Raw genomic sequence first — 14420 nt, forward strand, 5'->3', positions numbered from 1 at the left:
GATATGAATCGGGATTGCGCGAATCAGTACTAATCCTTCAGGAGCAGAGAGCGCAAGCCTGCGGCTTTATTTTCGATCTCCTGCCACTCCTGTTCCGGATCGGAACCGCTGACGATCCCCGCCCCGGCGTAAAGACGGACGGTGGCGTCATGGACGCGCGCCGAGCGCAGGGCCACGCAGAACTCGCTTTGTTCTGGCGACAGATATCCGGCGGATCCGGCATACCATTCCCGGTCGAAAGGTTCAACGCGGTGTATGAATTCGCGTGCTGGCTGGCGCGGTAACCCGGCAACCGCAGCCGTCGGCTGCAGCACATGCAGACATTGCTCATCATCCGCATGCTTGAGCTCGGTCCAGATGCAGCGGCGAAGATGCTGCACTTTGCGCAACCGCATAACCTGTGCTGGCAGGACCTCCAGCGTCCGGGTATGGTGCTGCAGCCGCTGGCAGATATCCTCTACCACCAGCATGTTTTCACGCTGGTTTTTATCATCGTTCATCAGCCAGTCGCCCAGAAGGCGGGCCTGCTTGTCATCGGGATGGCTGGCGACGGTACCGGCCAGCGCTTCGGTACGCAGCAGGTTGCCGCGCCGCCGCCACAGCCGTTCAGGTGTGGAGCCAAGAAACGCGTTGCTGGCATCGAAAACCATGCAGAAATGATAGCAGTTCAGATTCAGGGCACGGCTGGCCGCCATCAGCGCCACGGCATTCACCGGCTGACTGCACTGCAGATCGGTTGCCCGGGCGAGCACCACCTTTTCGACTTCGCCGCGCGCAATGGTCTCTGTCGCCTGACGGATAAGGCGCAGCCATTCCGGTTTTTGCGGCTGATGGGTCTCCTGCACTACCTGGGCGGAGAGCGGGCGGATTGGGCGGGCATCGCGAAGCTGCTGTAAGAACGCCAGCGCCGCGTCGGCATCCTCCTGAAGGGAACCGTCACTCCACAGCTGCAGACGCAACGTGGCGGTCCCGGCAGAACGTCGCCACAGCAGGCGGGGTAAAAAGAGACTGCCCTGCTCCGGGGTGAAGGCATTCAGGCCGCAGATCCGCGTGTCGTTCGCTACAGGCTGTTGCTGTAAAAACTGCGAAGCCTGAGCCAGGGAGGAAAAATGGATGACGGCGCCCAGCGCAGCCAGCTCTTCATCACCGTTACGCTGCTGCCAGTAAAACTGGGGAAAGAGGCACTGAGCACCAAGCCAGGCGAGAGGGTCGAAAGCGTCGTTTAACGGGAAAGAGACGTCAACGTGACGTAAGCCGGGTGTAGCGGGTAACGCTTGCGCAAGCTGAGTACGCAGACGTTCCAGCGCGTTGGAAATCGAATGCACGCGAACCTCTCCCTGTAAAAACGCTTAGTATACGGGGTACCATCAGAAATATCAGTACCCACGTATAGGGAGGGGTTAAGCGTCCGATTCAGGGGTTAACGACGGGCCAGAAGCAGCCCCAGCACCAGACCGACCGCCGCACCGACACCAATCCCTTGCCACGGTTTTTCATGGACGTAATCATCGGCGCGATACACCGCTTTTTTTGCGCGGTAGTAGTAATTGTCGGACGCATGGCTGACGCGGGTTTTGACATCATGTAGCGCCTGTTCGGCACGTGCCTTGAGTTCGATATATTTCTGATCGGCAGGGTCGCCGGACGAACGTAACACCTCTTCCAGCGTTTCGCTCAGTAACGTCAGGTCGTCATCGACACGGGTATCCCAGGATTGAAATGACATATTTTTCTCCATGTTAGTACACCAGTCCGCTAACTATAGCCAACGACCTGCCATTACGCCTGTTTCACTTCCCGCGCCATACCGATATGAGGAATGCCGTCTTCGTCGTACACGTCCGTGACCGGCATAAAGCCAAAGTGGCCGTAGAAAGACTGAAGGTGCGCCTGTGCGCCAAGGTATAACACCTTGTCTGGCCACTGTTTTTGGCATGCCTCCAGCGTTTTTTCCATCAGCTGATAGCCCAGTTTTTTCACCGCGCGCCTTGCCGCTAATAATGACGCGACCAATAACGACAGGCTCAAAATCGTCCCCGCTTTTCAGAATCCTCGCATACGCCACCAGCTCGTTATCCCTCCAGCCGAGAATATGACGGTTCTCGCCCACCAGATCATCGCCATCGATGTCCTGATACGGGCAGGTTTGTTCCACAACAAACACTTCGCAGCGCAGTTTGAGCAGGGCGTACAGTGTCTGAACGGTGAGTTCACTATGGTGTAAATCTTGCCACTGGATCATGTCGGTCTCCTTCCTGGGTTCATCACGTTATACTAAACCCTCCCCCATTCGGCAAAGGGCTGATTGCGTTATGGAACTGATTTTTCTGGGTACGTCCGCTGGCGTGCCAACACGCACACGAAACGTGACCGCGATCCTGCTGGATCTGCAGCACCCAACCCGTGGCGGACTGTGGCTGTTTGACTGTGGCGAAGGAACGCAGCATCAGTTGTTACACACCGCTTATCATCCCGGTAAGCTGGATAAGATCTTTATCACCCATCTGCATGGCGATCACCTGTTTGGCCTGCCGGGCCTGCTGTGCAGCCGTTCGATGGCGGGTAATGCCAACCCGCTGACGATTTACGGGCCGGCGGGTACTGGTGAGTTTGTTGAAACCACGCTGCGCCTGAGCGGGTCGTGGACAGATTATCCGCTGGAGGTGATTGAGATAACCGAGGGGCTGGTTTTGGATGACGGGGACTATACCGTCACCGCCCGGCCGCTCAACCATCCGGTTGAGTGCTATGGCTACCGCATCGAAGCGCATGATAAGCCCGGCGCGCTCGACGCCGCTGCGCTGGTTGCCGATGGTGTGAAGCCCGGACCGCTTTTCCAGCGACTGAAACAGGGCGATACCGTCACGCTTGAGGACGGCCGCACGATTAATGGCCAGGACTATCTCGCCCCACCGCAGCCGGGGAAAAAACTGGCGATTTTTGGCGATACCGCGCCCTGCCCTGCGGCCCTGCAACTGGCGCGAGAGGTGGATGTGATGGTGCACGAAGCCACGCTTGAAACGGCGATGGAAGAGAAAGCCAACAGCCGGGGTCACAGCTCAACACGTCAGGCGGCGGCGCTTGCCCGTGAAGCGAACGTCGGAAGATTGATTGTCACCCATGTCAGCTCGCGCTATGACGCCCGCGGCTGTGAAAAACTGCTGGCAGAGTGCCGCGACGTGTTCCCGGCGTGTGAGCTGGCCAACGATTTCACTAAGGTCAGCGTTTAGTCCTTCATTTTTCTCTCAGGATGCCGATAACGATTAAAAGGGCAGCATTTCACTTGAGGGTAGAATGGATAATTTCCAGAAAGATATTGATGACAGGGCAAATCTCACCCTGTCGAATCGTTTTGAGCTGTTGCTGTTCCGTCTGGGCACGTCTCTGAATGAAAATAAATCCGAACTGTTTGGCATTAACGTCTTTAAGCTGCGTGAAATTGTGCCGATGCCGGAATTCACCAAACCCGCAGGGATGAAGTCCCCGCTGATGGGGATGGTGAATATCCGCGATCAGGTGATCCCGGTGATCGACCTGGCCGCGGTGGCGGGCTGTAAGCCGACGACGGGGCTCAACATCCTGCTGATCACCGAATATGCCCGCAGCGTGCAGGCGTTTGCGGTGGAATCGGTTGAGAACATCATGCGCCTCGACTGGAAGCAGGTCCACGCGGCGGAAACCGCCGTCAGCGGACGTTACATCACCAGTATCGCCTGTCTGGACGAAAAGACCGATACCAACGAGCTGGCGATGGTGCTGGACGTTGAGCAGATCCTGTATGACATCACGCCGGCCAACCACGATCTGCACGCCACGAATCTGCAGACCACTAAGTTCCACATCAAGCCTGGCGCTGTGGCGATTGTGGCGGAAGATTCCAAAGTTGCGCGCTCCATGCTGGAGAAGGGTCTGCAGGCTATGGAGATCCCGGCGCAGCTGCATATCACCGGTAAAGACGCATGGGAGAAAATTGGCGTGCTGGCCGCGCAGGCGCAGGCTGAAGGGGTGCCGATCACCGATAAAATTGCCCTGGTGCTGACCGACCTCGAAATGCCAGAGATGGACGGTTTCACGCTGACGCGCAAAATCAAAACCGATCCGCTGCTGAAAGATATTCCTGTTGTGATCCACTCTTCGCTTTCGGGCAACGCCAACGAAGATCATATTCGTAAAGTGAAGGCCGACGGCTACGTGGCGAAGTTTGAGCTGAACGAGCTGTCGTCGGTGATTGAAGAGGTGCTGGACCGTTCGATGAAGAAGATTGACGGGCCGTTGATTAGCAGGAAACAGCTGGCTTAAGTCTGGTGCGGGCTGGAGCCCTCACCCCGCCCCTCTCCCACAGGGAGAGGGCGAAAACCATAAAAAAACCCGCCGAGGCGGGTTTTTTGCTTTTACATCAGCGGCATTGCTCGCTGCACGATATCAATCAGCGGCTGCGGATAGATACCGAAGATCAGCACCAGCAGCGCGGAGATCAGCACCACAATACCACCTGCGCTGTACTGCCAGTTGCCTGGTGCGTCACGGTTGAGCTGTTGAGGCGCGCTCAGGTACAGGCTCACGGCCACACGCAGATAGTAGTACAGACCGATTGCCGAGCCGATAACCACGCCCGCAGTCAGCCACCACAGGTGCGCCTGCACACCGACAGCCAGCACGTAGAACTTACCGATGAAGCCCAGCGTCATTGGGATACCCGCCAGAGAGAGCATCATCACAGTCATCACCGCAGACAGGATCGGACGGTGCCAGAACAGGCCACGGTAGGAGAACAGTGAATCTGCATCCGGGCCACGGTACGGGCTGGACATCAGGCTCACCACGCCGAACGCGCCGAGGCTGCTGAACAGGTAACCGGCCAGGTAAACGCCTACGGTTTCCATCGACATCTCACCGCTCTGCAGCGCAATCAGTGCCACCAGCAGGTAGCCCAGATGAGAGATGGAGGAGTAACCCAGCAGACGTTTAATGTTGGTCTGGCTCAGCGCCATCAGGTTACCGAAGATGATGGAGACGAACGCGATAATCCCCAGCACCGTGCGAACTGCTTCGCTGTCACCTACCGGTGCGTACAGGAACAGGCGCATGACCACACCGAAGATAGCGATTTTGCTCGCCGTCGCCAGGAAGGTAGAAACCGGCGCCGGTGCGCCCTGGTAAACGTCCGGGGTCCACAGGTGGAACGGAACCAGAGAGAGTTTAAAGCCGAGGCCAACAATCATCATGCCCAGACCCGCCAGCAGCAGCGGCTCGTGCAGCATGCCGTCGCCGAGGCTCTTGCCAAGCGCCATGAACGAAAGGTTACCGGTCTGCGCGTACAGCAGCGCAATACCAAACAACAGGAAGGACGAGGCAGCAGCAGACAGGATGGTGTACTTGATGCTCGCTTCCAGAGAACGCTTCTGACGGAAGGCGTAACCAATCAGGCCGAACAGCGGCAGAGAGATAAGCTCAATGCCGAGGAACAGCGCAGCCAGATGGTTTGCATTCGCCAGCAGAATGCCGCCGAGTGCGGCAATCAGTACCAGCAGGTAAAACTCTTCTTTGTTGTCGTTGTAGCCTTCGAGCCACGGATAGGCAAAGGTACAGGTCGCCAGGCTCGCCAGCAGAACCAGCCCCGTGTACAGCATGGCATAGCCGTCAACGCGCATCAGCGGGGTGACGTCCATCGCCCCGCCCTGGCCAACAAACCAGAGAGAGACTAACGCGGCATTCAGTCCGATGACCGACAGCGTGGCATTCAGGAAGTGATTGCGTCGCCACGCAATGGAGAGCATCACAACCACCACCGTCAATCCGACGATCAGCAGCGGTAGCAGCGCGATCAGTTGTTGTGGAGTTATTGTCATGGCGAATTACGGCCTTGTAGTAGAAGCAGAATTAACAAACCACTGCTGGATATTACCCATCGCGGAGTGCGAGGTATCCAGAATCGGCTGCGGGAAGAAGCCCAGCAGCACCAGCAGTACGACCAGCAGCAGGATGATGAACAGCTCACGCAGCGACATCCCCGGCAGTTCTTGTGCAGCAATTTCGCTCTTCGCTTTACCGAAGTAAGCACGGTGCAGCATCGCCAGCGAGTAGACGGACGCGAACACCAGACCAAAGGTGGAGATGACGGTAATCATCGGTACCACTTTGAAGCTGCCGAACAGAATCATAAATTCGCCGACGAAGTTACCGGTACCTGGCATACCCAGGGTCGCCACCGCGAAGAACATGGACAGCGCCGGCAGCCACTTAATTTTGCTCCACAGACCGCCCATCATACGCATGTCACGGGTATGCAGACGTTCGTACAGCTGACCACAGAGGATGAAGAGACCGGCTGCGGACAGACCGTGCGCAATCATCTGGATCACCGCGCCCTGGTACGCCAGCTGGCTGCCGGTGTAGATAGCAATCAGCACGAAGCCCATGTGGGAAACAGAGGTGTACGCAATCAGACGTTTGATGTCGTACTGCGTGAACGCCATCCAGGCGCCGTAGAAGATACCAATCACACCCAGCCACATGGCAATCGGTGCGAACTCAGCGGACGCGTTCGGGAACAGTGGCAGCGCGAAACGCAGCAGACCGTAGGCTGCCGTTTTCAGCAAGATGCCCGCCAGGTCAACAGAACCTGCGGTTGGCGCCTGAGAGTGCGCATCTGGCAGCCAGCCGTGCAGCGGTACTACCGGCATTTTCACCGCGAAAGCGATGAAGAAGCCGAGCATCAGCAGGTATTCCACACCGTGAGACATCGGGGTCTTCAGCAGGTCTTCGTAGTTGAAGGTCCAGACACCGGTCGCATTGTGGTGCACAAACACCAGCGCCAGAATGGCAATCAGCATCACCAGACCACTCGCCTGGGTATAGATGAAGAACTTGGTGGCCGCCGTGATACGCGTTTTACCGTCGGACGCCTTATGGCCCCACAGCGCGATCAGGAAGTACATCGGCACCAGCATCATCTCCCAGAAGAAGAAGAACAGGAACATGTCGATGGCAAGGAACACGCCGATTACGCCGCCCAGGATCCACATCAGGTTCAGGTGGAAGAAGCCCTGGTATTTTTCGATTTCTCGCCAGGAGCAAAGTACCGCCAGAACGCCGAGCAGACCGGTCAGCACCACCATCAGCAGCGACAGACCGTCAATCGCCAGGTGGATCGTAATGCCGAAACGCGGGATCCACGGCAGGATAAACTCAGACTGCCACTGCGGAATGCCCGCAGACTGGGTCAGGGAGTAGCCACCCTGCAACCAGAGTTGCAGACCAAGCGCGAGCGTCAATCCCATGGTGATCAGCGCGATCCAGCGCGGCATCTTCACGCCAAAGCGTTCAGTCTGCCAGCACAGGAAGCCGCCGATGAAGGGAATTAATATTAGCCAGGGTAGTAACATGGCGATTTACATTCCTTTTTAAGGCCCCCAGAAGGGGCCTGATTTTCAACGAATTCGAATAAAATTCACTTTACGATCAACGCAACACCATCAGCAGCGCCAGCACGACAACCGCACCGATGCTCATGGACGCCACATACCAGCGCAGGTAACCGTTCTCGCTGTACAGCAGGCCTTTACCTGCAAAGCGGGAGAGGATCGCCGGGATATTCATCAGGCTGTTCAGTGGGTCGCGCTTCAGCAGCCACGCAATGCCCAGGAACGGCTTAACGAAGATCATGTCGTACAGCCAGTCGAAGCCCCACGCGTTGTACCACCAGGTGCCCAGCAGGCGGCCTGGCGCACTGTTGGCAACGGCTGTCACCAGCGTGCGTTTGCCCAGCCACAGCCATGCAGCAATCAGGATACCCGCGATAGCGACCACACCAGAGGTGATTTCAAGCGTCAGAACGCGGCCGTGCTCAAGCTCGGTGGTGTCTGGCAGTACACACTGCAGCGGCGGCACAATCATCGCGCCAACGAAGGTGGACAGGACCAGCAGCACAATCAGCGGCAGGTGGTGAGTAATCCCCTTCCCTGCATGAGCGTGAATTTGTTCTTTACCGTGGAATACGATGAAAATCATACGGAAGGTATACAGGGAGGTCATGAACGCACCGACCAGACCCGCAACCATCAGATTGATATGACCATTCGCCATGGCACCGGCAAGGATTTCGTCCTTACTGAAGAAGCCCGCGGTAATCAGCGGCAGTGCCGCCAGCGCCGCGCCGCCCACCAGGAAGCAGACATACACCAGCGGGATGGACTTACGCAGTCCGCCCATCTTGAAGATGTTCTGCTCGTGATGGCAGGCCAGGATCACGGAACCGGATGAGAGGAACAGCAGCGCTTTAAAGAACGCGTGCGTCATCAGGTGGAAAATCGCCGCGTCCCACGCCTGAACGCCCAGCGCCAGGAACATGTAGCCAATCTGGCTCATGGTGGAATAAGCAAGAACGCGTTTGATGTCGGTCTGCACCAGCGCAGCAAAGCCTGCCAGGACCAGCGTGACCGCACCGACGATACCCACCAGATGCAGAATTTCCGGGGTCATCAGGAACAGGCCATGGGTACGCGCAATCAGGTACACACCGGCGGTGACCATGGTCGCGGCGTGGATCAGCGCGGAGACAGGGGTTGGACCCGCCATCGCGTCGGCCAGCCATGTCTGCAACGGCAGCTGTGCAGATTTACCCACAGCACCACCCAGCAGCATCAGCGTTGCCCACCACAGCATGTTGTTGCCTGCGGCGAAGTGTGCAGGAGCCAGTTCCACCATTTCGCGGAAGTTCAGCGTGCCCAGTTCGTTATAGAGAATGAACAGCGCGAACGCGAGGAAGACGTCACCCACACGGGTCACGACGAACGCTTTCATGGCCGCTGCGCCATTCTTCGGATCGGTGTAATAGAACCCGATCAGCAGGTACGAACAGAGACCCACGCCTTCCCAGCCCAGATACATCAGCAGCAGGTTATCGGCCAGCACCAGAACCACCATGCTGGCGATAAACAGGTTGGTGTAGGCGAAGAAGCGGGAGTATCCCTCTTCACCGCGCATGTACCAGGAGGCGAACATATGGATCAGGAAGCCCACGCCGGTCACCACGGAGAGCATGGTCAGCGAGAGACCATCCAGCACCAGGTTAAAACCGATGTTGAAATCACCGACCGACATCCAGGTCCACAGCGGCACGCTGAAGGCCTGACGCCCGTTGTTGAAGAAATCGATACCCGCATACGCTGTTACCAGCGCAGCCAGACCGACAGATCCCATGCCGACGGTCGCAGACAGATTCTCAGACCAGCGGCCGCGAGAAAACGCCAGCAGCACGAAGCCAATCAGCGGAAAAATAATGGTTAAGGCAAGCATGTTCATCCACGCAACTCACTTACTGAATCGATGTTCAGGTTCTGGCGGCGACGATGGAGCTGCAGCAACAGCGCCAGGCCAATACTCGCTTCGGCAGCCGCGAGGCTGATGGCGAGAATGTACATCACCTGACCATCGGTCTGGCCCCAGTAGCTTCCGGCGACCACGAAGGCCAGCGCGGAGGCGTTAATCATGATTTCCAGACCGATCAGCATAAACAGCAGATTGCGGCGGATAACCAGACCGGTTAAGCCCAGAACGAATAAAATCGCAGCGAGGATCAGTCCATGTGTTAAGGGGATCATGCGCGTTCCTCCGTTTTTCTTTTCGCGCGGTCGTCAGTGCGGTTGCTCAGCACCTCACCAGCACGCTCTTCGCGGCCAACGTGGAAGGCAACAACCAGACCCGCCAGCAGCAGCATAGAGGCCAGTTCAACCGCCAGAACGTATGGGCCAAACAGCGTGATACCCACTTCTTTCGCGCCGATTGGCGTACCGTCGATGCCCTGGTCGTTCACGCCGAGAATGGCATAAACAATCACCACCAGCATGATGGCCGACAAAATTGCCGGGCCAATCCACACCTGCGGTTTTAACCACTGACGTTCCTGCTCAATTTCAGAGCCGCCCAGGTTCAGCATCATCACCACGAAGACGAACAGCACCATGATGGCACCGGCGTAAACGATGATTTCCAGCGCACCGGCAAAGTGCGCGCCGAGCGCAAAGAACACCCCGGAAATAGCCAGCAGCGAAATGATTAAGTACAGCAGCGCATGCACCGGATTGGTGTGCGTAATCACTCGTAGCGTAGCCAGGATGGCGATAAGGCCACAGATATAAAAAGCGAATTCCATTGCCCTCTCCTTACGGTAACAGGCTCTTGACGTCGATAGGCTTGGCTTCGTTCTCTGCTTCGCCCTTATCTTTGCCGTCGATTGCCATACCCGCCATCCGGTAGAAGTTATATTCCGGGTATTTGCCCGGACCGGAAATCAGCAGATCCTCTTTCTCGTACACCAGGTCCTGACGCTTGTACTCACCCAGTTCGAAGTCTGGGGTGAGCTGAATCGCCGTGGTTGGGCACGCTTCTTCACACAGACCACAGAAGATGCAGCGTGAGAAGTTGATGCGGAAGAACTCAGGGTACCAGCGGCCGTCTACCGTCTCTGCTTTCTGCAGAGAGATACAGCCTACCGGACACGCTACCGCACACAGGTTACAGGCAACGCAGCGCTCGGAGCCGTCCGGGTCGCGCGTCAGCACGATACGGCCACGGTAGCGCGGCGGCAGATATACCGGCTCTTCCGGGTACATCCGGGTTTCGCGTTTGGCAAACGCGTGCAGGCCGATCATCCAGATACTGCGTACCTGGGTACCAAAGCCTACCAGTAATTCTTTTAAGGTCATGGTCTATAGCCCCTTATGGCTGCTGCCAGAGAATGACAGCCGCCGTTACCAACAAGTTGACGAGCGTCAGCGGCAGGCACACTTTCCAGCCGAAGGACATTACCTGGTCATAACGCGGACGCGGTAACGCTGCGCGAATCAAAATGAACATCATCATGAAGAACGCGGTTTTCAGCGCGAACCAGATGAACGGCGGTAAGAACGGGCCATGCCAGCCACCAAAGAACAGCGTTACCATCAATGCGGAAATGGTGACGATACCGATGTACTCGCCCACGAAGAACAGACCGAATTTCATACCGGAATATTCAATGTGGTAACCGTCGGCCAGTTCCTGTTCGGCTTCTGGCTGGTCAAACGGGTGACGGTGACACACCGCCACGCCCGCGATAGCAAAGGTAACAAAACCAAAGAACTGCGGGATAACGTTCCAGATGTCGGCCTGGTTGTTAACGATGTCGGTCATGTTGAATGAACCGGCCTGCGCCACCACGCCCATCAGGGAGAGCCCCAGGAACACTTCGTAGCTCAGCGTCTGCGCGGAAGCACGCATCGCACCCAGCAGCGAGTATTTGTTGTTACTGGACCAGCCTGCGAACAGTACCGCGTAAACCGCGAGCCCTGCCATCATCAGGAAGAACAGAATGCCGATGTTCAGGTCAGCCACCACCCAGGTCGGGCTGACAGGAACGATAGCAAACGCCAGCAGCAGCGAGGTGAAGGCGATCATCGGTGCCAGCGTAAAGATCACGCGATCCGAGAAGCGTGGGATCCAGTCCTCTTTGAAGAACATCTTGATCATGTCCGCAACCAGCTGGAGTGATCCCCCCCAGCCAACGCGGTTTGGTCCATAACGGTTCTGGAACAGACCAAGCAGACGACGTTCACCAAAGCTCATGAACGCACCACAGGTGACCACCACCAGCAGAATGACAATCGCTTTCAGAATGCTCAGCAGGATGTCGATAAGATCCGGCGTTAACCAACTCATGCTTTTGCCTCCTGCAGGTTATCAAGACGCGCACCCGCCAGTACCGGCGCGATGCCAGGCATACCCATCGGCAGACCGACCTGCCCTGCTGTCAGGCTTTCAGAGATAATCAGCGGCAGGCTGATGGTCTGGCCCTCGTAGCTAAAGGCAATGTTCGCACCCGCGTTCACGCCAAGCTTCGCGGCGTCTGCCGAGTTGAGCTTGATGTACGGCTGCGGCATACGCTGCTGGAATACCGGTGAACGCTGGGACAGCTCGTCGCTACCAAACAGATGGTAGTACGGCGCAATACGCCAGCTACCGTCCTGCGCCTGGAAGCTCGCCGGAACGGTGGTGAAGAAGTCCAGACCGGTTTCGGAGGCTTCAATCAGACGCACGCCCGGATCGCCGTGACGCAGTGAACCGCCCACTTCCGCCTGGAACTTGTTCCACGCCTGCGGGGAGTTCCAGCCCGGCGCCCATGCGAATGGGATCTGTGAACGCGGCGCAGACGGCTGGTTGTTCCCTTCCATGGAGAAGGCGAACATGGTGTCTTTATCCTGCGGCTGACGCGGTTCGTGCACGCTGATATTGGCACGCATCGCGGTACGGCCACTGTAACGGTGCGGTTCACGCGCCAGTTTCTGGCCGCGAATACGGAAGCTCGCTTCAGGCGCAGCATCTTTAATGCCCGCCAGCTGAGGCAGTTTTTCGACTACCGCATCGATAACGTGGTCGAGCTGCGTCCAGTCCACTTCACGGCTCTGCACGGTGCTGTGCAGGGAGTGCAGCCAGCGCCAGCTTTCCAGCATCACGGTGTTGCTGTCGTAGTACGCCGGGTCATAAACCTGGAAGAAACGCTGTGCGCGGCCTTCGTTGTTGATAACCGTACCGTCGCTTTCTGCAAAGCTTGCCGCAGAGAGCACCAGGTGCGCTTTATCCATAATCGCGGTGCGCTGATGGTCGATTACCATCACCAGCGGTGCTTTAGAGAGCGCAGCGTCAACGCGCGCGGCAGAGGCATGGCGATGCAGGTCATTTTCCAGCACCACAACGGCGTCAGCAGCACCGGACTCCAGTTCGCTTAACGCTTCTTCCAGCGAGCCGCCGCCAATCATACCCAAACCAATGCTGTTCACCGCACGGGCAATCATGGTGACACCAACGTCCGCACCGCGGCCTTTCAGGGCTTTGGCGACGTTCGCTGCAGCCTGAATGATCTCGGCGCTACCGGCGTTTGTCCCGGAGATAATCAGTGGTTTCTTCGCCCCCGCCAGCGCCTGAACAATCACGTCGACTTTGCTTTGCAGGTTACGATCCAGTTCAACGGCCGGAGAATTGTTGTCCAGCGCATGAGCAATGGCAAAGCCAAGACGCGCCTGATCTTCAACCGGCGCGCAGTAGGTCCACGCGGCGATATCGTCCAGACGGGTGTTGTCGACGTTCGTCACAAACAGAGGATGCTTCGCGCGCTGGCCGATGTTAAGGATTGCCGCAATCTGCCAGTCAGCCACTTTCTGTGCCGCTGCCATTTCACGTGCTTTACCCTTCACCGCCTGGCGAACCGCCAGAGCCGCGCGAGCGCCGGTCTGCGTCAGATCTTCGCCCAGCACCAGAACCGCATCATACGATTCGATTTCGCGCAGCGCAGGGGTATGAATACCGCCTTCGCGCAGCACTTTCAGTACCAGCTGCAGACGTTCCTGCTCGCCCTGAGCGATACCGGTGTAGAAGTTTTCTGCCCCCACCAGCTCACGCAGCGCGAAGTTGCTTTCGATGCTGGCACGCGGGGAGCCGATACCGATCACTTTCTTCGACTGACGCAGAATATCTGCCGCACCCTGCATCGCCTGTTCAGCGTTCAGGGTGATGAAGTCGTCGCCACGGCGCTGAACCGGCTGACGCGGACGGTCTTTCAGGTTCACATAGCCATAGCCGAAACGACCGCGGTCGCACAGGAAGTAATGGTTTACGGTACCGTTGTAACGGTTTTCGATACGACGCAGTTCGCCGTAGCGCTCACCCGGGCTGGTGTTACAGCCCAGCGAACACTGCTGGCAGATGCTTGGTGCAAACTGCATGTCCCACTTACGGTTGTAACGCTCGGAGTGTGTTTTATCGGTGAATACGCCGGTCGGACAGATTTCTACCAGGTTACCGGAGAATTCGCTCTCAAGCGTACCGTCTTCCGGACGACCGAAGTAGACGTTGTCATGTGCGCCATACACGCCCAGATCCTGACCGTCTGCGTAATCTTTGTAGTAACGCACGCAGCGGTAGCAGGCGATGCAGCGGTTCATTTCGTGAGAGATGAACGGCCCCAGGTCCTGGTTACGGTGAGTACGTTTAGTAAAGCGATAGCGACGGAAGCTGTGACCGGTCATTACGGTCATATCCTGAAGGTGGCAGTTGCCGCCCTCTTCACAGACCGGGCAGTCGTGCGGGTGGTTGGTCATCAACCATTCCACAACGCTTTCACGGAACTGTTTTGCTTCTTCGTCATCAATCGAAATAAAGGTGCCTTCGGTGGCTGGCGTCATACAGGACATCACCAGGCGACCACGCGTGTCTTCCGCGTTTTGATATTGCTTCACCGCACACTGGCGGCAAGCACCGACGCTGCCCAGCGCCGGATGCCAGCAAAAGTACGGAATATCGAGGCCAAGAGACAGACAAGCTTCCAGCAGGTTGTCCGCCCCGTTGACTTCGTATTCTTTGCCGTCTACATGAATCGTAGCCATTAG

The 14420-nt window shown here is 57.3% G+C and carries 12 protein-coding genes and 1 pseudogene; 2 read left to right on the top strand and 11 right to left on the bottom strand.

Annotation, left to right across the window (positions count from 1 at the left end):
• Positions 1–29: 29 nt before the first annotated feature.
• From menF to ACOTX3_RS05545, 3 genes and pseudogenes are all read right to left on the bottom strand, one after another.
• On the bottom strand, positions 30–1325 hold the full coding sequence (gene menF / locus ACOTX3_RS05535; RefSeq protein WP_058678195.1) for an isochorismate synthase MenF: 1296 nt from the start codon (positions 1323–1325) through the stop codon (positions 30–32).
• 95 nt (positions 1326–1420) lie between these two features.
• Complete coding sequence (gene elaB, locus ACOTX3_RS05540) at positions 1421–1726, bottom strand: stress response protein ElaB (RefSeq protein WP_028028061.1); 306 nt, start codon at positions 1724–1726, stop codon at positions 1421–1423.
• A gap of 53 nt (positions 1727–1779) precedes the next feature.
• A pseudogene (locus tag ACOTX3_RS05545) lies at positions 1780–2242 on the bottom strand (GNAT family N-acetyltransferase).
• Between the two features lie 70 nt (positions 2243–2312).
• Here ACOTX3_RS05545 and rbn point away from each other — a divergent pair.
• Together rbn and ACOTX3_RS05555 are read left to right on the top strand one after the other, a co-directional pair.
• The gene (gene rbn, locus ACOTX3_RS05550; protein ID WP_058662053.1) at positions 2313–3230 is read left to right on the top strand and encodes a ribonuclease BN; all 918 of its coding nucleotides are present in this window, start codon (positions 2313–2315) and stop codon (positions 3228–3230) included.
• Positions 3231–3294: 64 nt separating this feature from the next.
• Positions 3295–4299 carry a chemotaxis protein gene (locus tag ACOTX3_RS05555; RefSeq protein WP_013098100.1) on the top strand — a complete coding sequence of 335 codons (1005 nt, stop codon included), beginning with the start codon at positions 3295–3297 and terminating at the stop codon, positions 4297–4299.
• Between the two features lie 92 nt (positions 4300–4391).
• Here the strand turns inward: ACOTX3_RS05555 and nuoN are convergent, their stop codons facing one another.
• From nuoN to nuoG, 8 genes are all read right to left on the bottom strand, one after another.
• Positions 4392–5849, bottom strand: coding sequence for an NADH-quinone oxidoreductase subunit NuoN (gene nuoN, locus ACOTX3_RS05560; protein ID WP_014832756.1), 1458 nt, complete (start codon positions 5847–5849; stop codon positions 4392–4394).
• A 6-nt stretch (positions 5850–5855) separates the two neighbouring features.
• Positions 5856–7385 (bottom strand): NADH-quinone oxidoreductase subunit M, encoded by a 1530-nt coding sequence (gene nuoM, locus ACOTX3_RS05565; protein WP_013098102.1) that lies wholly within the window; start codon positions 7383–7385, stop codon positions 5856–5858.
• 76 nt (positions 7386–7461) lie between these two features.
• A complete protein-coding gene (nuoL, locus tag ACOTX3_RS05570; RefSeq protein WP_127869151.1) occupies positions 7462–9303 on the bottom strand; it encodes an NADH-quinone oxidoreductase subunit L in 1842 nt (613 codons plus the stop codon).
• Entirely contained in the window at positions 9300–9602 is a 303-nt protein-coding gene (nuoK, locus tag ACOTX3_RS05575; protein ID WP_003861496.1) for an NADH-quinone oxidoreductase subunit NuoK, read from the bottom strand. The genes nuoL and nuoK overlap by 4 nt, the downstream gene beginning before the upstream one ends.
• Complete coding sequence (gene nuoJ / locus ACOTX3_RS05580) at positions 9599–10153, bottom strand: NADH-quinone oxidoreductase subunit J (protein WP_008500212.1); 555 nt, start codon at positions 10151–10153, stop codon at positions 9599–9601. Before nuoJ ends, nuoK begins: the two co-directional genes overlap by 4 nt.
• Before the next feature lie 10 nt (positions 10154–10163).
• A complete protein-coding gene (gene nuoI, locus ACOTX3_RS05585; RefSeq protein WP_003861491.1) occupies positions 10164–10706 on the bottom strand; it encodes an NADH-quinone oxidoreductase subunit NuoI in 543 nt (180 codons plus the stop codon).
• A 13-nt stretch (positions 10707–10719) separates the two neighbouring features.
• Positions 10720–11697, bottom strand: a complete 978-nt coding sequence (nuoH, locus tag ACOTX3_RS05590) for an NADH-quinone oxidoreductase subunit NuoH (RefSeq protein ID WP_013098104.1) — start codon at positions 11695–11697, stop codon at positions 10720–10722.
• Complete coding sequence (gene nuoG, locus ACOTX3_RS05595) at positions 11694–14417, bottom strand: NADH-quinone oxidoreductase subunit NuoG (RefSeq protein ID WP_058678197.1); 2724 nt, start codon at positions 14415–14417, stop codon at positions 11694–11696. Before nuoG ends, nuoH begins: the two co-directional genes overlap by 4 nt.
• Between the last annotated feature and the right edge of the window lie 3 nt (positions 14418–14420).

The sequence above is a fragment of the Enterobacter cloacae complex sp. IR5384 genome, from assembly GCF_049237265.1.
Taxonomy (GTDB): domain Bacteria; phylum Pseudomonadota; class Gammaproteobacteria; order Enterobacterales; family Enterobacteriaceae; genus Enterobacter; species Enterobacter cloacae.